The 21,785-nt window shown below is 62.8% G+C and carries 24 protein-coding genes; 11 read left to right on the top strand and 13 right to left on the bottom strand.

Translation table 11 applies throughout. The features are described from left to right. Positions 1-213: 213 nt before the first annotated feature. Both NLN62_RS33525 and NLN62_RS33520 read left to right on the top strand, forming a co-directional pair. Positions 214-3,399, top strand: coding sequence for a VCBS domain-containing protein (locus NLN62_RS33525; RefSeq protein ID WP_254111659.1), 3,186 nt, complete (start codon positions 214-216; stop codon positions 3,397-3,399). Between the two features lie 146 nt (positions 3,400-3,545). Beyond that, on the top strand, positions 3,546-3,734 hold the full coding sequence (locus NLN62_RS33520; RefSeq protein WP_027526317.1) for a hypothetical protein: 189 nt from the start codon (positions 3,546-3,548) through the stop codon (positions 3,732-3,734). Between the two features lie 1,630 nt (positions 3,735-5,364). Here NLN62_RS33520 and NLN62_RS33515 read toward each other — a convergent pair. The 4 genes from NLN62_RS33515 to fliL are packed head-to-tail and all read right to left on the bottom strand — an operon-like array spanning position 5,365 to position 8,327. Further along, complete coding sequence (locus tag NLN62_RS33515) at positions 5,365-6,141, bottom strand: MotE family protein (RefSeq protein WP_027526319.1); 777 nt, start codon at positions 6,139-6,141, stop codon at positions 5,365-5,367. Between the two features lie 9 nt (positions 6,142-6,150). Then, on the bottom strand, positions 6,151-6,597 hold the full coding sequence (locus tag NLN62_RS33510) for a DUF6468 domain-containing protein (RefSeq protein WP_027526320.1): 447 nt from the start codon (positions 6,595-6,597) through the stop codon (positions 6,151-6,153). Further along, positions 6,594-7,796 (bottom strand): flagellar motor switch protein FliM, encoded by a 1,203-nt coding sequence (fliM, locus tag NLN62_RS33505; protein ID WP_027526321.1) that lies wholly within the window; start codon positions 7,794-7,796, stop codon positions 6,594-6,596. The genes NLN62_RS33510 and fliM overlap by 4 nt, the downstream gene beginning before the upstream one ends. Positions 7,797-7,826: 30 nt before the next feature. Beyond that, the gene (fliL, locus tag NLN62_RS33500; protein WP_027526322.1) at positions 7,827-8,327 is read right to left on the bottom strand and encodes a flagellar basal body-associated protein FliL; all 501 of its coding nucleotides are present in this window, start codon (positions 8,325-8,327) and stop codon (positions 7,827-7,829) included. Between the two features lie 387 nt (positions 8,328-8,714). On the opposite strand from fliL, the gene flgF reads away from it, so the two are divergent. Genes flgF through flgH form a run of 4 tightly spaced genes read left to right on the top strand, consistent with a single transcriptional unit; the run spans position 8,715 to position 12,164 of the window. Then, positions 8,715-9,476, top strand: a complete 762-nt coding sequence (gene flgF, locus NLN62_RS33495; RefSeq protein ID WP_027526323.1) for a flagellar basal-body rod protein FlgF — start codon at positions 8,715-8,717, stop codon at positions 9,474-9,476. 21 nt (positions 9,477-9,497) lie between these two features. Beyond that, entirely contained in the window at positions 9,498-10,286 is a 789-nt protein-coding gene (flgG, locus tag NLN62_RS33490; RefSeq protein ID WP_027526324.1) for a flagellar basal-body rod protein FlgG, read from the top strand. Between the two features lie 9 nt (positions 10,287-10,295). Continuing rightward, the gene (flgA, locus tag NLN62_RS33485; protein WP_254111658.1) at positions 10,296-11,396 is read left to right on the top strand and encodes a flagellar basal body P-ring formation chaperone FlgA; all 1,101 of its coding nucleotides are present in this window, start codon (positions 10,296-10,298) and stop codon (positions 11,394-11,396) included. Positions 11,397-11,399: 3 nt separating this feature from the next. Then, positions 11,400-12,164, top strand: a complete 765-nt coding sequence (gene flgH, locus NLN62_RS33480) for a flagellar basal body L-ring protein FlgH (protein WP_254111657.1) — start codon at positions 11,400-11,402, stop codon at positions 12,162-12,164. A gap of 266 nt (positions 12,165-12,430) precedes the next feature. On the opposite strand, the gene NLN62_RS33475 is transcribed toward flgH, so the two are convergent. The 4 genes from NLN62_RS33475 to NLN62_RS33460 all read right to left on the bottom strand — a co-directional run bounded on the left by NLN62_RS33475 (position 12,431) and on the right by NLN62_RS33460 (position 15,928). Continuing rightward, positions 12,431-13,210, bottom strand: a complete 780-nt coding sequence (locus NLN62_RS33475; protein WP_027526327.1) for a 2-keto-4-pentenoate hydratase — start codon at positions 13,208-13,210, stop codon at positions 12,431-12,433. An 86-nt stretch (positions 13,211-13,296) separates the two neighbouring features. Further along, positions 13,297-14,325 (bottom strand): aldehyde reductase, encoded by a 1,029-nt coding sequence (locus NLN62_RS33470; RefSeq protein ID WP_254111655.1) that lies wholly within the window; start codon positions 14,323-14,325, stop codon positions 13,297-13,299. A gap of 412 nt (positions 14,326-14,737) precedes the next feature. Next, on the bottom strand, positions 14,738-15,103 hold the full coding sequence (dksA, locus tag NLN62_RS33465; RefSeq protein WP_085966600.1) for an RNA polymerase-binding protein DksA: 366 nt from the start codon (positions 15,101-15,103) through the stop codon (positions 14,738-14,740). A 213-nt stretch (positions 15,104-15,316) separates the two neighbouring features. Continuing rightward, a complete protein-coding gene (locus NLN62_RS33460; RefSeq protein WP_254111654.1) occupies positions 15,317-15,928 on the bottom strand; it encodes an NAD(P)-dependent oxidoreductase in 612 nt (203 codons plus the stop codon). Between the two features lie 129 nt (positions 15,929-16,057). Here NLN62_RS33460 and NLN62_RS33455 point away from each other — a divergent pair, with 129 nt between their 5' ends. Then, entirely contained in the window at positions 16,058-16,429 is a 372-nt protein-coding gene (locus tag NLN62_RS33455; protein ID WP_027526331.1) for a helix-turn-helix domain-containing protein, read from the top strand. Positions 16,430-16,608: 179 nt separating this feature from the next. Here the strand turns inward: NLN62_RS33455 and NLN62_RS33450 are convergent, their stop codons facing one another. Beyond that, positions 16,609-17,022: a flagellar assembly protein FliX gene (locus NLN62_RS33450; RefSeq protein ID WP_254111653.1), complete on the bottom strand. Its 414-nt coding sequence runs from the start codon at positions 17,020-17,022 to the stop codon at positions 16,609-16,611. A 269-nt stretch (positions 17,023-17,291) separates the two neighbouring features. Between NLN62_RS33450 and NLN62_RS33445 the strand changes: the two genes are divergently transcribed. The 4 genes from NLN62_RS33445 (at position 17,292) to NLN62_RS33430 (ending at position 19,818) form a co-directional block, all read left to right on the top strand. Beyond that, the gene (locus NLN62_RS33445; RefSeq protein WP_254111652.1) at positions 17,292-18,416 is read left to right on the top strand and encodes a flagellar basal body P-ring protein FlgI; all 1,125 of its coding nucleotides are present in this window, start codon (positions 17,292-17,294) and stop codon (positions 18,414-18,416) included. Continuing rightward, the gene (gene flgJ, locus NLN62_RS33440) at positions 18,416-18,781 is read left to right on the top strand and encodes a flagellar assembly peptidoglycan hydrolase FlgJ (RefSeq protein ID WP_254111650.1); all 366 of its coding nucleotides are present in this window, start codon (positions 18,416-18,418) and stop codon (positions 18,779-18,781) included. The genes NLN62_RS33445 and flgJ overlap by 1 nt, the downstream gene beginning before the upstream one ends. A gap of 12 nt (positions 18,782-18,793) precedes the next feature. Then, entirely contained in the window at positions 18,794-19,309 is a 516-nt protein-coding gene (locus NLN62_RS33435; protein WP_027526335.1) for a hypothetical protein, read from the top strand. A gap of 146 nt (positions 19,310-19,455) precedes the next feature. Continuing rightward, complete coding sequence (locus NLN62_RS33430; RefSeq protein ID WP_027526336.1) at positions 19,456-19,818, top strand: hypothetical protein; 363 nt, start codon at positions 19,456-19,458, stop codon at positions 19,816-19,818. Positions 19,819-19,903: 85 nt separating this feature from the next. Here the strand turns inward: NLN62_RS33430 and flbT are convergent, their stop codons facing one another. The 4 genes from flbT to NLN62_RS33410 all read right to left on the bottom strand — a co-directional run bounded on the left by flbT (position 19,904) and on the right by NLN62_RS33410 (position 21,685). Beyond that, positions 19,904-20,290 carry a flagellar biosynthesis repressor FlbT gene (gene flbT, locus NLN62_RS33425; protein WP_027526337.1) on the bottom strand — a complete coding sequence of 129 codons (387 nt, stop codon included), beginning with the start codon at positions 20,288-20,290 and terminating at the stop codon, positions 19,904-19,906. A 268-nt stretch (positions 20,291-20,558) separates the two neighbouring features. Then, positions 20,559-20,924 carry a hypothetical protein gene (locus NLN62_RS33420; RefSeq protein ID WP_027526338.1) on the bottom strand — a complete coding sequence of 122 codons (366 nt, stop codon included), beginning with the start codon at positions 20,922-20,924 and terminating at the stop codon, positions 20,559-20,561. Positions 20,925-20,951: 27 nt separating this feature from the next. After that, positions 20,952-21,320, bottom strand: a complete 369-nt coding sequence (gene flaF / locus NLN62_RS33415) for a flagellar biosynthesis regulator FlaF (RefSeq protein ID WP_027526339.1) — start codon at positions 21,318-21,320, stop codon at positions 20,952-20,954. A gap of 86 nt (positions 21,321-21,406) precedes the next feature. Continuing rightward, entirely contained in the window at positions 21,407-21,685 is a 279-nt protein-coding gene (locus NLN62_RS33410) for a hypothetical protein (protein WP_254111648.1), read from the bottom strand. Positions 21,686-21,785: the final 100 nt, after the last annotated feature.

Raw genomic sequence — 21,785 nt, 5'->3', positions numbered from 1 at the left:
CCTCGCGCTGAACGCGTCTCTTTCTTGAATCGACTTGGGTCATCTCGATCAGGATTTCGGCGGGCGAGCCTCGGGCTGCCGGCGCCATGATTTGTTGACCTCGTGGCGAGGGCAGACCAGAGCGAAAGAAAAACGGCGCCGCGCTGAGCCTGAATTCCTCGACTGACGAGGTCGAAGGCTATGTTAGTTGCGTCCGGCGTTGAGGCCGGAGACGTGACCTCCGTGGTCCCGCCTCCGAAGATAATCGGCACCGTTCACACGGCAATCGGTTGCGGCACCCTCAGGCGCGCGAGCGGTGTCGCCACCGAAGTCATGGTTGGCGATCCACTCTGCCTTGGTGACGTGATCGAGACTGCCGACGACGGGCAGATCGGCATCCGCTTCATTGACGACACCCTCTTCAACCTCTCCAGCGGCGCTCGCATGGAGGTGAGCGAATTCGGCTGCGATCTCGACGGCACCTCCGGTTCCGCCCATTTCAGGATATCCAACGGCACCTTTGCTTTCGTTGCCGGCCAGTCGGCAAAGAACGGTGCCCTGACGGTCGACACCCCAGTTGGGAGCATTCGCGGTCGGATCCATACGGGCGGGCTCGGAATGCTGACGCTCGGAACATTGATATTCTCGATGTTGAAGAGCGCCGAGGCCGCAGACGCGAACATCACGTTCCTGGACAATGACAGCATCACGTACAAGGACGTCGAGCACGGCGCGTTCGAGCTTGTGACAAAGGAGGCGATCCCACGACACATCATCGTGGAGGATCCCGGCGAGACGGTCGTGCTCAACAAGATCGGGTCTTCAGTCAGCATCAACCAGGTCGTCAATACTCCGGCTCGCATGGAGGAGCTCCAGGCGGCGGAGCATGACGTGTGGGCCAATCTCTCGAAGGAGATCGAGGCAAAGGGCTCGGGCACGACTCCCTTCCCGGAGACGCTGCCGCTGGAGCCAATCAATTTCATCGAGTCTGATGGCCCTGCGCAGCTACATTCGCTTCCGATCGTGCTGCCCAGCACCGTCGTCGTTCCCGACAATCCCATCATCCTTCATTCGCCGCCGACGTTCAATATTCAGTCGGGACCGGTCGAACTCGATACGGTTGTGTTTGACACCTTCACTGCGACCAGCGGAACGTTCAGCGCCAGCAGCACCAGTGACGCGCCACTTTTTTTCGGCATCAGCGGCGGGACCGCCGGCGATACGGTCGTGGGTGGAGTGACGTATGATGTGTCGAAAGGCAGCCCCTATGGCACGCTCTATGTGAACAGCGCCAGCGGCGCCTATACCTTCGTACCGAACAGTGACGCCATCAACGCGCTGACGGCGCCAACGACCGACGATTTCGTCATTACAGTGTCGGACGGCAACCTTACCACTGCTCAGACCTTCACAATCAACATCGATGGCGTCAATGACGCCGCCGTCATTTCCGGCGTCACGACCGGCTCGTCAACCGAAGCGGGCGGCGTCGCCAATACGGCGCCTGGCATATCCGCAACCGGCACGATGACCGATAAAGACGTCGACAATACGCCCAACACCTTCACGGTCGTGAGTTCGAAGGCCAGCACGGGGGGCTACGGCACGTTTAGCGTGACCGCGGCGGGCCTCTGGACCTACACAGTCGACAACGCCAACAGCAAGGTCCAGGCGCTCAATGTCGGCGACACATTGACCGACACCTTCACCGTGACGACCATCGACGGTACGCCGCAGATGGTGACGATCACCATCCACGGCGCCAACGATGCCGCGATCATCTCGGGCGACACGACCGGCTCAGTGACCGAGGCAGCCGGCTGCAAGCCGGGAATTCCGACCGCGACCGGTACGCTGACCGACACCGACGTCGACAATACGCCCAACACCTTCGTGGCGATCGGCTGTCCCGAAGCGGGCAGCTACGGCACCTTCACGATGACGGCGGCCGGCGTCTGGACCTACACGCTCGACAACAGCAAGTGCGCAGTGCAGGCGCTCAATGTCGGCGACACCTTGACCGACAAGTTCACCGTGACCACGATCGACGGCACGCCACAGGTGGTGACGGTCACCATCCATGGCGCCAACGATCCCGCCATCATCTGCGGCAAGACAACCGGATGCGTGGTCGAGGCCGCCGGCTGCAAGCCGGGTATGCCGACTGCGACCGGCACGCTGACCGATACTGACGTCGACAATCCGCCCAACACGTTCACCGCAGTGTGCTCACCCAAGGCCAGCTCAGGCGGCTACGGCACTTTCACAATGACGGCAGCGGGCGTCTGGACCTACACGCTCGACAACAGCAACAGTGCGGTGCAGGCGCTCAATGTCTGCGACAAGCTCACCGACACCTTCACAGTGACCACGATCGACGGCACGCCGCAGGTGGTGACGATCACCATCCAGGGCGCCAACGACCCCGCCATCATCTCCGGTACCACGACGGGCTCGGTAACCGAACCCGTCTGCAAGACGCCGGAGGCACCGAAGGCCACCGGCACGCTCACCGACACCGATGTCGACAATCCGTCCAACATGTTCACCGCGGTTTGCGCGCCAAAGTGCACCACGCACGGCTATGGCACCTTCACGATGACGGCGGCGGGCGTTTGGACCTACACGCTCGACGAGGACAACTGCGCGGTCCGGGCGCTCAAGGCGTGCGACACGCTGACCGATACTTTCACGGTGACCACGATCGACGGGACCCCGCAGGTGGTGACGATTACCATCCACGGCGCAGGCTTCCGGAACCTCGACAGCTCGGCCACCGCAACGCAAGCGGATCCGCCACCAACCGATGGCGCATCGAAACAAGACGGCACGGCGAGCGCAAGCGACGCCAGCCAGGCACTCCACTCGGCAGCCAGTCCAGACTCAACGCACGACGCCAGCCAAACCGACGTGGTCGCGGCCGGTTCCAGCAGCCCGACGACGGCCGCCAAGAGTGCGGACGACACCGGTCAGGCTGAATCGAAGCCTGAGACGATCAGCGCGCTCGATGCCAACGATCTCGCCAACAGCGACCATTTTGTTTTTTCGTTCGTGGCCAATCCGGTCTCCGGCGCAAGAAGCGAGCAAGGCATCGCACCCATTCAGTCCGCCGCGGATCATTCCGAATTGTCCGATCCTGCCCCCTCGCTCGTGGACTCACATCTTCTCACGGCGCTCAGCGCCGAAGTGGTCTTTCGCTTCAGGGACGAAATTGCCGATGCCAAAGGCTCGGGCGCTGTTGCGCTCACGGAGCTGCTCCCTACCCCTTCGTCGGTCGATGCAAACACCGCACCCACGGGACTTCTCAGAGTGCAAGCAGTTGAACCGCTTGCACCCGTGCACGACTCCGCTGACCTGCTGAATCCGGCCGTTCATGAGGCAAGCGCTCAGACCGCCTTCCACCACGAGCTGATGGTGTGAAGAATTTCGACCGGTAGGCTCTATGGCTCAGGTTCCGATCGAAACAAAATTTGATCATAGGCCTAAGGAAAACGTGAATATTCCCCAAAAGTGACTTGATCTTTTTCACCTCTATTCTTGGCGAATTTGTGGATGGGTAAGAAGTGATGACCGATCAACAATTGGCACTTGATGCGATTAGCGAAGCGCAATCGATCCTCGAAGAATACCTCCAGCCGCGACCTCAGAGCACAGAGCGTGTTCTCGACAAGCTGATCGAAGTTCTCGAACGTCCCGAGCTGGTCGTCGCTGTAAGTCGTTTACAGCAGCGAAGCAGTTCCTTTGCGGACCAATGAGGAACCGGCTCCGATCGATCGCCCTTACCGCGTGCGCGGCCTGGCTTTTGCCAGCCGGGATACCCGATGCAGTGGCGAAGCAACAATGCAGCAGCGCGATGCCCTCGTCGACGCAGGGCCGCTGGTGGTCCTATCGCATCATCGATGGAAGGAAATGCTGGTACGAGGGTAAGCCTATGCTCCCCAAATCGGAGCTGGAGTGGTCGAAGCAGAATTCGGCACGACCAGTTTTGGAAGCGGACGTGAGAGGCGCGGCGGCAGCAAGCCCGGCCAATCCCTTGAACTCGCAAGCGTGGGCCGTGGACTACGACACTTTCGAAGCACGTTGGCGCGCCCGGATCGGAAATCGCTGACCCAATCAGGCCGGGCACTGCATCGTTCAACGCCTCACAACGTCGCGTGTTAAGCGCAACCTGCGGCTATGCCGCGAGGCTCCTTCAATGTGGCCTGCCGATCCAATCCGGCGCCGAGGAGCTCTGCTGCCGGGAACAAACGTCACCGTCACTGTCGTCTTCCTCAGAGGACGGCAATGCGTGCTGATGATCCAAGGTCGATGTCCAGGCGGACGTCATCGCCACGATCAGTAAACGATTGATGGCCTCAATTGCGCGTTCCGCTATGGATGAGCAGTAGTTCATCGCTCTCTCCGCGCCACTGATTTGCGAACGGCCCTAGCTTAGTCCCAGTCTGCGCTGCGCGACTGTCGTCCATCTCACATTTTGCGCGCGTCAACTCATCGCACGTTCAGAACGTGAAGCGCCATCTGATTGCATCTGCAACGCGATGCGGCTCTTCGTCGCTCACTTCATGAGTGAGGACGGGCTGCGCGGTGAGGTTTTGCGAGCGCGCCCGCTCAACCGTTGAGACGTTGCAACCGATGAGCGACTCAGAATGAGATAGCATCGTGACGATCCGATTTCGATTGATCAGGCGGGGGCTCGATCGATGCGCGGGGAAGCCAATTGCATCATATGCAGCAGGGCAAGAGCACTCATAGCTCTCGTTCCAGTCGCCAGAGGATATGCACTGAAGGTCTACGAGTGCGCCTGTTGCCATAGCACTCTGCATCTGGTGACGCGGGTCACGAAGGCGGATCTGATCAAGCAACGATGCGGCACCCCGCTTCCCGCCGGGAAGTGGTTCGATGCGACGACTGCCGATATCGGAGATCGCAGGGTTCACCAGCGGGTCGCGAACTAGACAACCGGTCTGAACGCGCCCTAGCCGAACGACCTCATGATCTGAGACAGCATCGCGGTAGCGCCTCGGGTATACCGGGCGCCGAATAGTTGCTCATCCACGTAATGAAGGGCGAGGAGAGCAACAAGTGCAGCCATTGCAACTCTCATGCTGAGAAGCATGATCCGCAGAAGCTAATGGCGTCTTAATCCATTCTCGCAGCGACCGATGCTGCATTGCAGAGAAGGCATCGCGGGGGGAAGTGGTGCGCTGAACGAGCGGCTATGCGCGAACCAACAACGCCTCGGATTGGCCGCCAACACGCCCGAATCACAGGCGCAGATGGTCCTCGCCGGGGTGCTTCGCTTGAGTATTGGGGTTCTCCGGCTCCGCTCCACCGCGAACCTCAGCCCCCAGCCCCATCGCGGTGGAGCGGCAAGCTCCTCCGGGGTCAATTCGGCTTTTGCGTCGGGCGACCCTCGATCTTGGGCAGATCGGCCGCATCGGCAGAACGGTCTCCTCCGCCACCGGCGCGGCGGGCCATCTCGACCGTCAGCCGCTCGGCGGCCTCGGGCGACATCAGCCCCATGATGTCGGACATCTTGCGCGGCGCGATCTGCGTGGCGATCTCGATCAGCACGCCCATCTCCAGCCGATCGAACACCCGCGCGGCGTCCTTGGGCTTCATGCTCTCATACGTGGTGACGAGGCCCTTGAGGCGCTGAGCTTCCGCCGCCTTCTGCTCGGCCGCGGTGGTGGAGATGCGGGATTCCACCGCCTTCATCTCCTCGACCTTGGACTCGATGCGCTTCTCGGCCGCCTTGAGCAGGCTCTCGCGAATGTCGATCTCGCGCTGGCGCGCTTCGAGCTCCTGGCGGCGGTTCTGCAAGCGCTCCAGAATCGCGCGCTCGGCAGGCGAGGTCTGCTCGCGGGATTCTTCCGGCTTGATCACCTGGCCTTCGGGCTTGGTCTCGGGCGCGGCCGGTTTCGGCGCATCTTCCTTGGAAGCCTCCTTCGGCGCGCCGTGCGTCGAGCCGGTGATGTCGGGATCTTCGCGGCCAGTCGGGAAGTTGAGGTTCTCCTGTGCCCAGGATTTCTTGGTCGTCTTCGGCTGGTAGTCGAACACATAGCCGCCGTTGATCACGAGGCCGGCGACCTTCAGCGTGGCAAGGGCGGCAACTGCGATCAGTACGACGGGAATGACGCGGATGTTACGAAAGGATTTCATACAGCGACTTTATGCGGCAAGCCCGTTGGACCTTCTGCGCTCGGAGAACGCTTCGGCAGCCGCCGCCACCGCCTTCGCCGCAGAGGGCTTGGCGACCGGGGCTGCGGCAGCTTCCGGATTCGTCACGGGGCGCGCAGCGATGGCGATCTTGGAGAGGCGCCGCACCACGTTGTCGGCCTCGCCGAGCTGGCGGTAGAGCTGGTCGGACATCTGCGTTGCGGCCGCGAGCTGGCTGCCGAGATTCTCGTTGACGTCGCGGACAGCGAGCTTCAGCCCGCCGATCGCGCGCTCGGCGATCTCGGTCGCGGTGATCAGCTCGGCGATGACGGCTTTCAGTGAATGCTCGTCCGCCTTCAGCCGCGTCAGCCGCTTGTTGAGCAGGATGCAGTAGCCGATCGTCAGCATCAGGAGGATTGCGACCAGCGTCTCGATCGCCATGCCTAAGGAGTGGTTCATGGTGCCTCCATCATCTTGTTCTGCTCGTCGACCTTCTCGAACATCGCAAGTGTCGTAACTGGCTTGCGCAGGGGTTTCGTCACGCGGATCGCGACGCGGTCGCCGACGCGCCCCATCCGCCCTTCGGTCAGCGTGACGCTGCCGCAGCGCACGGTCACGTTGGCATCCGCGCGCATGTCCAGCGGCAGCGTGTCGCCGACCTTCAGCCGCATCAGCTGCTTGAGCGGAATGTCGGCCTCGTAGAGCACGGCATCGACTGCAATCTCGGCCTGGACGATCTCGGTGGCGAAATGGCCTTCCCAGATCGTGTCACGGCCGAACTTTTCGCCCATGAACATCTGGAGCAGGACGCCCCGGATCGGCTCGATGGTCGCGTAAGGCAGCAATAGTTCGATGTTGCCGCCACGATCTTCCATGTCGATGCGCAGTCGCACCAGGATCGCGGCGTTCGCAGGACGGCTGATCGCTGCGAAACGCGGATTGGTCTCGAGCCGGTCGATCGTGAAGGTCACCGGAGACAGCGGCCGGAATGCCTGTTCGGCATCGGCCAGCACTACCTCGACCAGCCGCTTGACCAGCTCGGTCTCGATCGTGGTGTAGGGCCGGCCTTCGATGCGGAGCTGGCTCGCGCCCCGCCGACCGCCGAGCAGCACGTCGATCATCGAATAGATCAGGCTGGAGTCGACCACCGCCATGCCGAAGTTTTCCCACTCCTCGGCCTTGAACACCGAGAGCACGGCTGGCAGCGGGATCGAGTTCATGTAGTCGCCGAAACGCACCGAGGTGATGCGGTCGAGCGAGACTTCGACGTTGTCCGAGGTGAAATTGCGCAAGGAGGTCGTCAGCAACCGCACCAGGCGGTCGAAGACGATTTCGAGCATCGGCAGACGCTCGTAGGAGACCATCGCCGAATCGATGATCGCGCGAATGCCGGAATGATCGTCGAGCGTGACGTCGCCGACGGTGAAGCCGAGGAGATTGTCGATTTCCTCCTGCGACAGCACCCTCTCGCCTGAGTTCTTGCCGTTGCCGAGATCGCGGCTGCCGTCCTCGACCATGGCCGCCCATTGCAGGGCCATGGTCTCGGATAGTTCATTCTCGGCAGCAGCCTTCGCGGCCTCCGCGGGATCCTCGGAATCGAGCGAGGCCTCCCATTGGGCGGCTATGGCATCTTGGTCGACTGGATCGTTGCCCGCCATGGCGCTAGCCCATTACCTTCACTTGCACCGTCACTGCACCACGACTTCCTTGAACAGCACTGCGCTGACCTGGATCGGCGCGACCGCCGCGTTGACGCGCTTGGTCAGCTCTTCCTTGAGGCGGAAGATGCCGGCGGAGCCGTTGAGGTCGGAGGGGCGGAGTTCCCGCACATACGTCTGGAAGATATCGGTGACGCGCGGCATCGTCGGCTTGATCGCCTCGATCTGCTTCTCTTCCTTCAGTTCGAGCACGATCTTCAGCCGCAGATATTGCACGCGCTCGCCGGGCGCGCCGGCGAGGTTGACCATCATGTCGGGCACGTCGACGAAGGCCGGCGGCTTCGGCGGCGGCGCAGCCTCGGCATGGTGCTCGTCATCGCCATGACGGAGGAAGAGAAACCAGGTCGCCGCACCGCCGCCGAGAATGGCCAGCGCGGCGACGGCGATGATGATGAGCTTGAGCTTGTTCTTCGGCGGGGCCGCCTCAGTGCCGTCAGTGGCTGCGCCGCCTTCCGCTTCATTCTCTGCCATGGTCGCCGCGCTCGCTCACTATAAAGGGTCTTAAGAGAGCGAAACCTCTGGTCGGCCAGTGACGCGAAACAAATGCCCCAGCGCGCAACGCGCTCCTCACAGCTGCAAACGCTACGGTAATGATGGTTAACAGAACCTTTCGATTGCCCCCGCGCTAGGAAAAATCTGCCGGGCAAACATGGTCAACAGAACCTTTCTGCCGCTCCCCGCCCACCCCTCCCGAACACTTAAGCGCTTGCAAATACGTGACTTTCTGAGTTGGCACGGCTTTCGCTGAGGAAAGGCCGAGACCGGACGGTTTGGGAGAGCCCGAAGGTCTCATCGACGGGTCGGCCAAGACGCTTGGGAGAGCGGCGAAGCAGGACCTCCACAGGGGAGAACCATCCGATGCAGAACGCGCTTCTGGTCGGTTTATCGCGGCAGATGACGTTGGAACGGCAGATGGATGTCATCGCCAATAACGTCGCCAATGCCAACACCAACGGCTTCAAGGCCGATCGCACGCTGTTTGAGGAATTCCTCAGCTCGCGCGCGCATGAGGACAATTTCGTCGGCTCCGACCGCCGGGTCTCCTATGTGCAGGACCGCGGCACCTTCCGCGACGTCGGCCAGGGCCCGATGGAGGAGACCAAGAACCCGCTCGACCTCGCGGTCGATGGCAACTCCTTTTTCGCGGTGCAGACCGCCGGCGGCGAGCGCTACACCCGCGACGGCAAGTTCTCGCTCAACAACCAGGGCCAGCTCGTCACCTCGGACGGCAATCTCGTGCTCGGCAATGCCGGCCCGATCACCTTCCAGCCGACCGACCACGACATCAACGTCGCGCCCGACGGCACGGTGACGGTGCTCGAGGGCACCGCCCGCGTCGACTCCATCCGCGGCAAGATCCGCATGGTCGCCTTCGACGATCCGCAGAAGCTCGCCAAGCAGGGGGCCAATCTCTACGCCCAGGGTTCGGCGAACCAGCAGGCAGACGCCAAGTCCACCGTGCGCCAGGGCTACATCGAGAAGTCGAACGTGAACGCGGTCGGCGAGATGAGCCGCATGGTCGAGGTGATGCGGATGTACACCCAGGTCGCCAACCTGCTCCAGCAGCAGAGCGACATGCACAAATCGGCGATCGAGAAGCTCGCCGACGTTCCAGCGTAACGCCATTAGGAGACGATTGACATGCAAGCGCTTCACACCGCTGCGACCGGGATGGCGGCACAGGAACTCAACGTGCAGGTCATCTCCAACAACATCGCGAACCTGCGCACCACCGGCTTCAAGAAGCAGACCGCGGCGTTCCAGGATCTGATCTACGAGCACATTCGCCGCGTCGGCGCGCAGTCGTCCGACCAGGGCACCATCCTGCCGGTCGGCGTCGATATCGGCGGCGGCGTCAAGACGGTCGGCACGCCGCGCAGCATGACGCAGGGCACGCTGTCGCAGACCGGTAACGATCTCGATCTGGCGGTCTCGGGCGAAGGTTTCTTCAAGGTCCTGATGCCCGACGGGACCTACCAGTACACCCGCGACGGCACCTTCCAAATGGACAATCAGGGCCGCATCGTCACCGCGCAGGGCAACCCGGTGCAGCCGACCATCACGATCCCGAACAACGCCTCCGGCCTCACCGTCAACGTGCAGGGCCAGGTCTCGGTGACGCTCCCGGGCTCCTCGACCTCCACCATCATCGGCCAGCTCGCGCTGACGCGCTTCATCAACAAGGCGGGCCTCCAGCCGGTCGGCAACAACCAGTTCACCGAGACGCCCTCCTCCGGAGCGCCGCAGGACGGCACCGCGAGCTCCGAAGGCTACGGCACGATCACGCAGGGCAGCCTCGAACAGGCCAATGTCGACGTCGTCTCGGAGATGAGCGACCTGATCGCCGCACAGCGCGCCTACGAGATGAACGCCAAGGTGATCAGCGCCGCCGACCAGATGATGCAATCCACCACGGCGCTGTTCCGCTAGGGAATGACGATGATACGCAAGACCATCACCACCCTCGCCGCCCTGCTCGCGCTGTCCGCGCCGGCATGCGCCGCCGACGACGGCATCGCGCCGCCGACGCTGCGCGCCAGCATCACCGTCACCTCCGACGTGGTGCGGGTCGGCGACCTCATCGACAATGCAGGGTCGGCCGCGCAGATTCCGGTCTATCGCTCACCCGATCTCGGAACCACCGGCGCGCTGCCGGTTGCGAACGTCCTGAGCGTGCTGCGCGCAAAACAGGTGATCGGCGTGATGACCGGCGACCTCAAGGAAGTCACGGTCACGCGGCTCTCGCGCACGCTTGCCAACAAGGACCTCGAGCTCGCGGTCGCCTCCGCGCTGGAGCGCCGCTTCGGCCTCGGGGATGCCGCCAACATCACCGTTACCTTCGACCGCGGCGTTTCCGACGTACGGCTGGACGCCTCCAACACCGGCGCGCTCCAGGCGACTGCCACGCGCTACGACGCGCGCAGCGGCCGCTTCGATCTGAGCTTCGAGATCAACAACGAGAACAGCCTCGCGCCGGCCAGGCTGCGCCTGACCGGCACCGCGATTGAAACCGTCGAGGTTGCCGTGCTGACCCGCGACATCGACCGCACCGAGATGCTGAAGTCGTCCGACGTCACGCTGGAGCGCCGCCCGAAGGCGGACATTCAGGGCGAAGCGGCCTCGCGCGAGCGTGCCGTCGGCATGCAGCTCCGTCATCCGATGCGAGCAGGCACCCCGATCCGCGTCGCCGACATCGCAAAGCCCGACCTCGTGCAGCGCGACCAGAACGTCACCATCATCTACCAGGTGCCGGGCCTCTATCTCACGACCCGCGGCAAGGCGGTCGACAGCGGCTCCGAGGGCGACACCGTCTCCGTCCTCAACATGCAGTCCAAGCGCACGCTCCAGGGCATCGTCACCGGCCGCGGCCAGGTCACTGTGCAGGGCGCGAGCCAGTCCGCGCCTGCCGCGCCTGCGGTCGAGCAGACGTCATCCCTCAAGCGCGAGGAGACGCCGGCAGCGGCCGCCCTCGCCCAAAGCCTGATCCAGGCCCCCGTTTCGCCAACCCAGATCGCGCAAGCACAAGCCAAGTCAGAGTAAGTCATGTCCAAGTTCCGTTCCGCGGCCCGTTTTCGTCGTATCGCCCTCTCCGGCACGCTGCTCGCAACTTTCGCCTTTGCGAGCGGGTGTTCCTCGATCGACCGTCTGTCGCAGATCGGCGAACAGCCGAAACTGTCCGCGATCGACAATCCGACGACGCAGCCCGGCTACAAGCCGGTGCAGATGCCGATGCCGAAGCCGGAAGTCGCCTCCTACAATCCGAACTCGCTCTGGCGCAACGGCAGCCGCGCCTTCTTCAAGGACCAGCGCGCCCATCAGGTCGGCGACCTCCTGACGGTGACGGTCAATTTCACGGACAAGGCCAACATCGCCAACGAGACCCAGCGCAGCCGGACCGCCAAGGAAGATTCGGGGATTACCGATTTTATCGGCAGCCAGACGATCACACAGCCGCTCAAGATCCTGCCCGGCCGTCTTCTCACCACTGACTCGACGTCCTCCGCCGACGGCAAGGGCTCGGTCCAGCGCCAGGAAGCCTTGCAGACCAACGTCGCGGCCGTCGTCACCCAGGTGCTGCCGAATGGCAACCTCGTCGTCGAAGGCAAGCAGGAAATCCGCGTCAACTACGAGATCCGCGAGCTGGTCGTCGCCGGCATCGTCCGGCCCGAGGACATCCAGAGCGACAACACCATCGACTCCAGCAAGATCGCCCAGGCCCGCATCGCCTATGGCGGCCGCGGCCAGATCACCGACGTGCAGCAGCCGCGCTACGGCCAGCAAGTGATGGACGTGCTGCTGCCCTTCTAAGAGTTTCTTCAAGAGCTCCCACATCTCGTTGTGAACCTAGGCACAACGCGATGTTCTACGCGGCCTCCGGTAGCTCCCCTGCCGGAGGCCGCATGATTATTGCTGTTGGTGGTTGCGGCAGCGAGTTACGGCTAATCGCTCAGCCGCCAACACACACTCCGTCATTGCGAGCGCAGCGAAGCACTCCAGAGCCTTTCCGCGGAGGGATTCTGGATTGCTTCGTCGCTTCGCTCCTCGCAATGACGGCGGGGAATGACGTTATGCCTTCACGTAAACTTCGCCTCCACCACGCCCAGCCCATCCAGCTCCATCCGTACCTTGTCGCCGGCCTTCAGCCACAGCGTTTTCACGAGGCTGCCGGTGAGCACGAGCTGGCCGGCATGCAGGCCCTTGCCTTCGGCGGCAAGATGATTGGCGAGCCAGGCGAGTGCGTTATGGGGATGGCCGAGCACGTCGGCGCCGGTGCCCTTGCCCGCCTCCTCGCCGTTGACGAGGGCGCGGCCGGCGACCGCCCGAAGATCGGGTACATTGGCGCGGTCGACCGTGGCGCCAAGCACGCAGCCGGCGGAGAAGAAATCATCCGCGATCAGCGTCGGCGCGCCCATCGTCTCCCATTTCACATAACGGTCATCGACGATCTCGATCGCGGGGGCGTAGGCGTCGACCGCCTCTCCCACCCATTCGGCGGTGAACGGCGCCTCGCCGGGGGCAAGGTCGCGCTTCAGCCGCACGGCGATCTCGCATTCGACGCCGACGCGGACATAGTCGGAGACGGCCAGTTTTGCGCGGCTGTCATACACGACCTTCTCGAACACGCCGCCGGCGCAGGGATGGTCAATCTGCATGTAGTCCTGCATGACCGGGCTGGTGCAGCCGATCTTGTAGCCGACCAGCGAGCCGACATGTGGTTGCAGCAGGTCGTGCAGCGCGCGCTGAATCTTGTAACCCTCCTCCTCATCGCGTGGGGGAACCTCGAGCGGCGCGAGGGGAGCATGGTTGCGGCGCGCAAGCGCGATCGCCTTTGCGGCTGCGAGAATTTTGTCCATCGGCGCCGACTCCCACGCTACGCAACTCAAGGCCGCACTTCACCATCCCCGCTCCCGCCTGACAAGCGCTGCGGGAGGGGCGCGCGTCACGCCTTGACGAGGCCAAGCCGGATCAGGCTCTCGGCCGAGCTCAGAATTGCCTCGTCATTGGAGCGCGCTTGCCAGCCGAGGAGCCGCCTCGCCTTGGCGCTGGTCGACCGCCGCACCTTGCCGAGCATCGGCAAGGTATAGCGCAGCATGGGAACGCCGGTCGCGGCGAGGCGCACCAGCCAATCCGGCGCCTGAAGGCGTGGAACCCGGCGCGCCGCCGGCCCCAGCTCCCGCCTCAGCACGTTGGCGATGTCGAGCAGCGACAGCGTCTCCCCAGCGACCGCGATGAACCGTTCGCCCTTGGCCTCGGGCGCGGTCATCGCCCGCAGATGCAGGTTGACGACGTCGCGCACGTCGACCAGACCAAAATAGATCCGCGGCACCGCCGGCATGGCGCCATTGAGCAGTAATTTAACGATCTCGATCGAGCCCGAGAAATCCGGCCCCAGCACGGGACCGAAAATGCCGGTGGGATTGACGACGGCGAGCTCGAGGCCGCCTCCTTCGCGGGCGACGAAATCCCAGGCCGCCCGCTCGGCCAGCGTCTTGGATTTGACGTAAGGCTGCACGTCAGCACCGTCGAGATTGGTCCAGTCGGTCTCGTCGAACGGCGTTGCGCGCGGCGGATGGCCGTAGCCGACCGCGCCCAGCGACGGGGTGACGACCACGCGCTTGACGCCCGCCTCACGCGCGGCGCGCAGCACCCGCAGCGTGCCGTCGCGGGCCGGAATGATCATCTCGTTCTCGTCCTTCGGGACTGTGGTCGAGAGCGGCGAAGCCACATGCAGGACATAGTCGCAGCCCGCGACCGCCTCGCGCCAGCCCTCGTCCCGGGTCAGGTCGGCGATAAAGAAAGCGAGCCACTCGGCCGCATCGACACCGCCTTCGCGCAGCATCGCCAGCACATCGGCCTGCCGGTCCGGTCGACGGACCGTGGTCCGCACCTCGTGGCCCGCGGCCAGCAGTTGCAGGACGGCATGGATGCCGACGAAACCCGACCCGCCCGTGACCAGAATAGTGCTCATGTCGCAAACCCTTCTCTCGCGGGCAGGCAAATTTGTCCACCGAACCCTGCTGCCGGCCTTTAAGGAGTTGTTGAGCTGGTCCAGGATTTATGGCGGCGCGCACCTGCGCTCAGAGGTGCAGGATGCGTGATGACGACGATGTCTCGTCCCGCCGGTCGCATCCTTAAAAGTCGAGTCGATCCCGTTGCCCGGACTCGCAAAAACATCCTCACCTGAAGTGAAGGCTCTTTCTCATGCGAGCTCACGTAAGCATGAAGGAGTTGAGTCTAGCCCCTTGATCGCGATTCATTTTTCGCGTTCGCCATGCCGGGTTCCGGACGCGTGCAATATCGGCACGAAAAAAATCGAGCACGGCGCGACGCTGCGCGCCAGATGCGTCTTGCATGCGGAGCCGCTGCTTACGGCTCAACGTCTATTCGTCGCGATAGACCTTCTCGCGCTTCTCGTGGCGCTCCTGCGCTTCCACCGACAGCGTCGCGATCGGGCGGGCTTCCAGCCGCTTCAACGAGATCGGCTCGCCGGTCTCTTCGCAATAGCCGTAGGTGTTGTCCTCGATACGCTGAAGCGCTGCATCGATCTTGGCGATCAACTTGCGCTGGCGGTCGCGGGCGCGGAGTTCGATGGCACGGTCGGTTTCGGACGAAGCCCGATCAGCGAGATCGGGGTGGTTCACGTTCTCCTCCTGCAGGGCTTGCAGGGTGAGCTTGGACTCTTTGAGGATCTCATCCTTCCAGGCGAGGAGCTTCAAACGGAAGTACTCCTTCTGCCGGTCGTTCATGAAAGGCTCTTTTTCGGTCGGTCGGTAATTTTTCAACTTTTCCAAGGGCGGCCTATCTTTCTAAGCGACGACTCGCAACGAACAGGGTCCGTTGAGCCGGGCCTTATATAGCGGCCTCCTGTGACAGACAATATTTCCCTGATCTTGGCGTTACCGCCCCCAAGTCCTTGCACCGGCAGGTTTATCGGCAAGCGCCTGGGGGCGGTTATCCACTCAGTAGCCGACCGTGAAACGCTTCCGCAGATGCGAAGGCCGCTCGATCTCGTCGGCGAGCGCAATGGCGTAATCGGCGAAGGTGATCCAGCTCTTCCCGCTCGCATCTGCGAGAAGCTGATCGGTCCCAAGCCGGAACTTGCCGGTCCGCTCACCCTCCACGAACAGGGCCGAGGGCGAGACGAAGGTCCAGTTCAGCTCCTTTTCCTGCCGCAGCAGGTCGAGGAATTCGGAACCTTTCTCCGCCTCGGCCTTGTATTGGGCGGGAAAACCGGGGGTTGTGACCAGTTTCACGCCGGGAGCAACCTCGAGGCTGCCGGCACCGCCGACCACGAGGTAGCGGCCCACCTTCGAGTCCTTGGCAGCGCCAATCAGCTTGTCTGGGTCGCTGGCCAGGAAGTGAACGGAACTGATGGCGACGTCATGCCCGGCCCACAGCTTGGCGAGCCCGGCCTGGTCGAGCACGTCGCCCTTGGTCGGGGTGACGTTGGACAGATGAGCGATCTTCTCCGGGTTCCGGGCGATGGCGGTGACGGCATGGCCGCGGCGGGACAGTTCCCTGGTGATCTCCGAACCGGCCCGGCCCGAGGCCCCGGTGACTGCGATTTTCATGGAAGGCTCCTTCGCTTCTGTGGTAACTAGCAGTGACTAGATATCGCAAAGAATGCTGGTGTTAAGAGAGCACTTTTGGCTTACCTGCTTACGCAGGAGTAACCGGAACAGTTCGCGAGGAACGAAGACATGAAGCCCGACGTCTACGCAGCCAATTGCCCGACACGCCAGATCCTCGATCGCGTCGGTGACAAATGGGCGGTGCTGATCCTGTTGCTGCTGCGCGAGGATGCGATGCGTTTCAATCAGTTGCGCCGGACGATTGAAGGCATTTCGCAGAAGATGCTGAGCCAGGTTCTCAAGTCACTCGAACGCGACGGATTGATCAAGCGCCGCGCCATCGCAACCGTTCCGGTGACGGTCGAGTATTCGATCACGCAGCTCGGGCTGACGTTAGCGGCCGCCGTCGATCCCTTGCGCGACTGGGCCGAGCAGAATTTGAAGGACGTCCTCGCCGCACAGCGCCGCTACGACGCGCAGCAGAAACAGGAAGCAGCGTGACTACCGTTCAAGGTGTGTAACCAACCGCCGCAAATTCCACTGGATGCGCCGCGAAGGCGGGGCACCCAGTATTCCAGGGGCAGCGAGATTCATAACAACGGCCGCGGCGTACTGGGTCGCCCGGTCAAGCCGGGCGACGACGCGAGGAGAGAGTCTTCAGAGCGGCTGAGAACCGCGTGTCAGCCCTGCCCGGCCTTGGCGAGCTCGACCTCGACGCGCAACTCGATCTCGGAGAGCACGGCATCAAGGCCGGGATCACCCGAAGACGATTTGAGGTTCGCTGCCGCATCGCGCAAGCGCATGACCGTCGAGGCATCGAGATTGCCCGACAACAGTCCCATCTTGAGATCGTCGAGCACGTCGAGCGCGGTCTTGCCGCGGGCGACCGAGCGCTTGCGCCGCTCGACCGGGTCCTCCTCGATGCCCTGCAGCGCGAGCAGCGCATCGATGTTGGCGGCGGCCTTCGGCGCGGATGCGGACTTGGTCTCCTGCGTCGAGGAGGTGTCGGGCAGCACGAAGGTACCGGAGCCCGTCCGCCTGGTCTGGCTGGCGGGCGCTCCAAGTGTGGTGCCGTTCGGTCCGTAGATGCGCATCGCAGGAATCCGCGTGATCGATGACGGCAGCTTCGCCGCATTATGGTTAATGAGGCGTAAACGGCTCGGCAAAATCTGCCGACAGGCGGCAGTTTCGCTCCGTAAGGAGAACATCGGCTGGCGCTGATGAAGCGCAGTTTAATCAACCTATTCAGTCACCTAGCTTGACTCACCATGCTGGCACAGCGCTCGCATAGAGAGGTTCGGGCCAGCTTGTCATGGGAGTGTCGAGAAGGTCCGAGATCTAAAGGAGCCTCGGGGAGCAGAGGATGCCAAGCGTGCGTTGGGCAAGGTTATTGGGGGTGGCATGTGCCGCGCTGTCAGCGCTGGCGCTTTCGGCCGCGCCCGCAAGCGCGACCTCGCGCATCAAGGACCTCGCCAATATCGAAGGCGTCAGGCAGAACCAGCTCATCGGCTACGGCCTCGTCGTTGGCCTCAATGGCACCGGCGACACGCTCAACAACATCCCTTTCACCAAGCAGTCGCTGCAGGCGATGCTCGAGCGCATGGGCGTCAACATCCGCGGTGCCACCATCCGCACCGGCAACGTCGCCGCCGTCATGGTGACCGGCAATCTCCCGGCCTTCGCGACGCAGGGCACGCGCATGGACGTCACGGTATCCGCGCTCGGCGATGCCAAGAACTTGCAGGGCGGCACGCTGCTCGTCACCCCCCTGCTCGGTGCCGACGCCAACGTGTATGCAGTCGCCCAGGGCTCGCTCGCGATCTCCGGCTTCCAGGCTGAGGGCGAAGCTGCAAAAATCGTCCGCGGCGTGCCGACGGTGGGGCGCATCGCCAACGGCGCCATCATCGAGCGCGAGATCGAGTTCGCGCTGAACCGCCTGCCGAACGTGCGGCTGGCACTGCGCAACGCCGACTTCACCACGGCAAAGCGCATCGCGGCGGCCATCAACGACTATCTCGGCGTCAAGAGCGCCGAGCCGATTGATCCCTCCACCGTGCAGCTCTCGATCCCGCCGGAGTTCAAGGGCAACGTCGTCGCCTTCCTCACCGAGATCGAGCAGCTCCAGGTCGATCCGGATCTCGCCGCAAAAATCATCATCGACGAACGAAGCGGCATCATCGTGATGGGCCGCGACGTTCGCGTCGCCACCGTCGCGGTCGCGCAGGGAAATCTCACCGTCACGATCTCCGAAAGCCTGCAGGTGAGCCAGCCCAATCCGCTGTCGCGCGGCCGCACCGTGGTCACCCCGCGCACCGGCGTCAGCGTCACCGAGGACGGCAAGAAGTTCGCGGTCGTCAAGGACGGCGTCTCGCTCCAGCAACTCGTCGACGGCCTCAACGGCCTCGGCATCGGCCCGCGCGATCTCATCAGCATTCTCCAGGCGATCAAGGCCGCCGGCGCGATCGAAGCCGATATCGAGGTGATGTGATGCAGACCGGCATGACCAATTCGGCCCCCATCGCCTCCTCCGCATTCGCGGTGCAGAGCCGCAACGGCCGGCCCGACTTCGAGCTCGCGAGCGCCCTGCAAAAGGTCTCGCCGCAGCAGCAGGCCAAGGCCCAGAAGACCGCGACCGACTTCGAGGGCATGTTCCTCAACGCGATGTTCTCGCAGATGACGTCGGGCCTGAAGGGCGAGGGCCCGTTCGGCGACACGGTCGGCACCGGCGTGTGGCGCTCGATGCTGACCGAGCAATACTCGAAGAATTTCGCCAATGCCGGCGGCGTCGGCGTGGCCAGCGAAGTCTACCGCACCCTCATCCTGCAGCAGGCGAAAACCATCCGCACGGCATAAGGTACAAACGACATGAACCACTTCAACGCGTCACGTCAGCCGGTGCCCGCCCCTCGCGCTGCCGCTGCACCCGGCAGCGCGAGCGCGCCGGGCAGCGCCGAGGCGCGCAAGCTCGCCGAGGAGCTGATGGACGCGATGAGCGCGCTGCTCGGGCTGATCGAACGGGAGACCGAGCTGGTGCGTGCCGGCCGCCTGCGCGAAGCGCTGGCATTTGAATCGAAGAAGCAGGAATTGTCCCGCCGCTACGTCGGCGCCGTGAGCCAGCTCAAGGCGAACCAGACCCAGCTTGCGAAATCCGCGCCCGAGCTGCTCTCGACGTTGCATCGCCATCACGATGCCTTCCGCGCCATGCTCCAGGTCAACCTCACCGTGCTCGCAACCGCACACGCGGTGTCCGAAAGCGTGATCCGCGGCGTCAACGCCGAGATCCAGAAGCGCAACGTGCCGAACACCTACACCGCCGCCGGCCGGCGCGCCGCACCAGGTCCGCGCCACATCACGCCGCTCTCGGTCAGCCGCTCGCTCTGAGCACTTCGCACAATTCTAGGAAAATCTGCACCGCGAATCAGCGGCACCGTTAGCCATATTTCCTAACTGGACCTTTAACAGTAAGCCTCCATAGTTGCGCCGAGTGAAGGGGTGGGATTTGACTCGCAAGGCACCAGGAGGGCGCCATGAGTACAGATTTCAGCATCCGGCCGGTGGGGATCCCGGCCCCCGTGCTACCCGTAACGACGTCGAGGCCGGCGGCGAACGATGCTGTGCCGACCGATTTGCCGGCACGTCAGACCGTCAACGCAAGCGACGCTGGCGCGAGCGCACGCAATGATTTGCAGCAGAATGAAAACATGTCGCGCCAGGTCGTGTTCGACCAGGCCGCCGCATCCTTCGTCTTCCAGGTCGTCAATCGAGAGACCGACGCGGTCGTGACGCAATTTCCGGACGAAGCGATGCTGCGCCGCCGCGCCTATTTCCACGCGCTCGACCTCAACAAGGCCGATGCGGTGCATCCCCTCTCCACAGACCGCAGCGCCTGAAGAGGTGAGACCGATCAGTCGTTGGACCTAGCCGCGGCGGCCCGCAACCCTCACGGCCACCGACGCTTGGGCATGAGCCGCAGAACTAGACGGCCTGATTCAGCAGTTCCGCTTCACGTTTGATGAGTTTCTGGATTTCTTTCAGTGAATTGTAGAGAGAGCCGCTCAGGATCAGCTTGCTCGCAGTCTCAATCGACTTTCTGTGGCTCGGCACCGCCTCCAGCAAATCCTTGACGAAGCCCACATAGAGGTCCTGGTATTTCGGGATGTCGTTCTCCAGGTACATCATCTGGACGCAGAGATAGAGCCGCTTCACCGGCGTATTGGCGGTCTCCGCGGTCAGGATGTCCTTCTCCCGCAGAATTGGCGCCTCCCCCGAGATCAATAGCTTGGTGCGCGTGTCGGAGTTGGTGATGAGGCTTTGGCCGATGATAATTCGCTCGAAGGGCTTCAGTTCAACTTTCAGCGCCATCGCTGCTACCTCCTGCTCTCAAACAAGAGCGAGTGATTCGACCACACCCCCGACCGCCCGCATTTTAGCACTGAACCGATCCTGCAACCGAACGAATCGCGCAAATCTCGGGGCATGTCGCCTCGTCGACCGTGGCTCGCTTGGAGCCAGCCGGCCCAACGCGCGAGCTTCGGTTGCCAAACCGTAAATTCGTTTGGTTAACGAGACCTTAACTCCCCAGGTCCGGAAAAACGGACCGGACGCGCGGCGTGACGCGAACCCGGCGCGGTCACTGGAGGGTCGCGGGGGCCTTGTTGAGCACGCTGGCGCCCGTTGCCGGATTAGTGACGACCGTCCCGATCTGGGCGTGACCTGTCTTCGTCAATGCGAACTTGGTGTCGCCGAACCGGAAGGCATGATCCTTGATCAACACATCCTGGTATTGAATCGGACCCGTGCCGCTCTGGTATTTCACCTTGGCGCGAAACCCTTGAACTTCCGAGATCGTAAGCGAGAACTTCTCGCCGGTGGAATATGTGCCCGTCCACGTCCCGGTATAGAGAGTGGGATCGACCGGGACATACTTCGTCTTGGACGATGATGGCGTTGGCGCCGACGCGTAGCTGCTGCTCAGGATGCTGAAGAAATCCACCATCTCAAAAACTCCCGCCGGCACGTCCTCTCAGGCGCGCCCACTCAATCCGGCTGCAATGTTGCGGTTGATCTCGATCAACGGCTTGAGATGCTCGCGCTGAGGGCTGATCTGCAGCGCCGCCGTCTGGGACAGCACGAAGACGCTGATATTGGCGATGTTCTGCCGCACCTGCACCGGCTGCGGGTTCTCATCGCGCTGCGCTTCGCTGAGAAAGATCGTCCAGAGCTTGCGATTGAAGATCAGCGCTTCCGACATCTGCGCGTAGGTCGCATCAGCATTGGTCATGACGGCCTGCAGCTTGTTCGCAGCCATCAACAATGCCTGGGCTTCGGTGTCCCGCGGAGACAAAGTGGTATTCGCGACGCGCGCATAGGCTTGAGCGGCAGCATTAGACATTCGTCACCTCAGCAACCCCTTTTTTCCGCAGACAAGCTTCCGGATTTCCTCTTGATAATCCCTAAGGAAGGCCAATTAAGATTAACTTACTTGCTGCTCGATTTAGCGTCAGCAAAAGGCGCATCGCCGCTGGCGGCTGTATGAAGTAAGTCTCCAGCGCGCAAAAATAATGCAGTGGTAGTCGCGACAACCGCCCGCCGCCGCAATACGACATTTTGGATCGAATCAGCGCTGATCGGCGTTCTGACTCTGCCGAGCAGACCGACACCGCCCGGTGCCCTACGGTTGAACAGCGCCGCTGCGCCAATAACCAGGCCGCCGCCGACTCCAGCGAAGCACACGAAGTGGCCGAGATGATGCTTCAACGTCTCATTAACCACGTTTCATAACCAGCAGTTAACCATATTTTAAAGGCTATTCTTCACACTCTCCGATGGTTGGAACCAAAAAACGTGTGCCCGAACC

The sequence above is a fragment of the Bradyrhizobium sp. CCGUVB23 genome (assembly GCF_024199885.1).
GTDB lineage: Bacteria > Pseudomonadota > Alphaproteobacteria > Rhizobiales > Xanthobacteraceae > Bradyrhizobium.
Note: the sequence above shows the minus strand (reverse complement) of the source record. Positions and strands in the feature narration are given on the sequence as shown.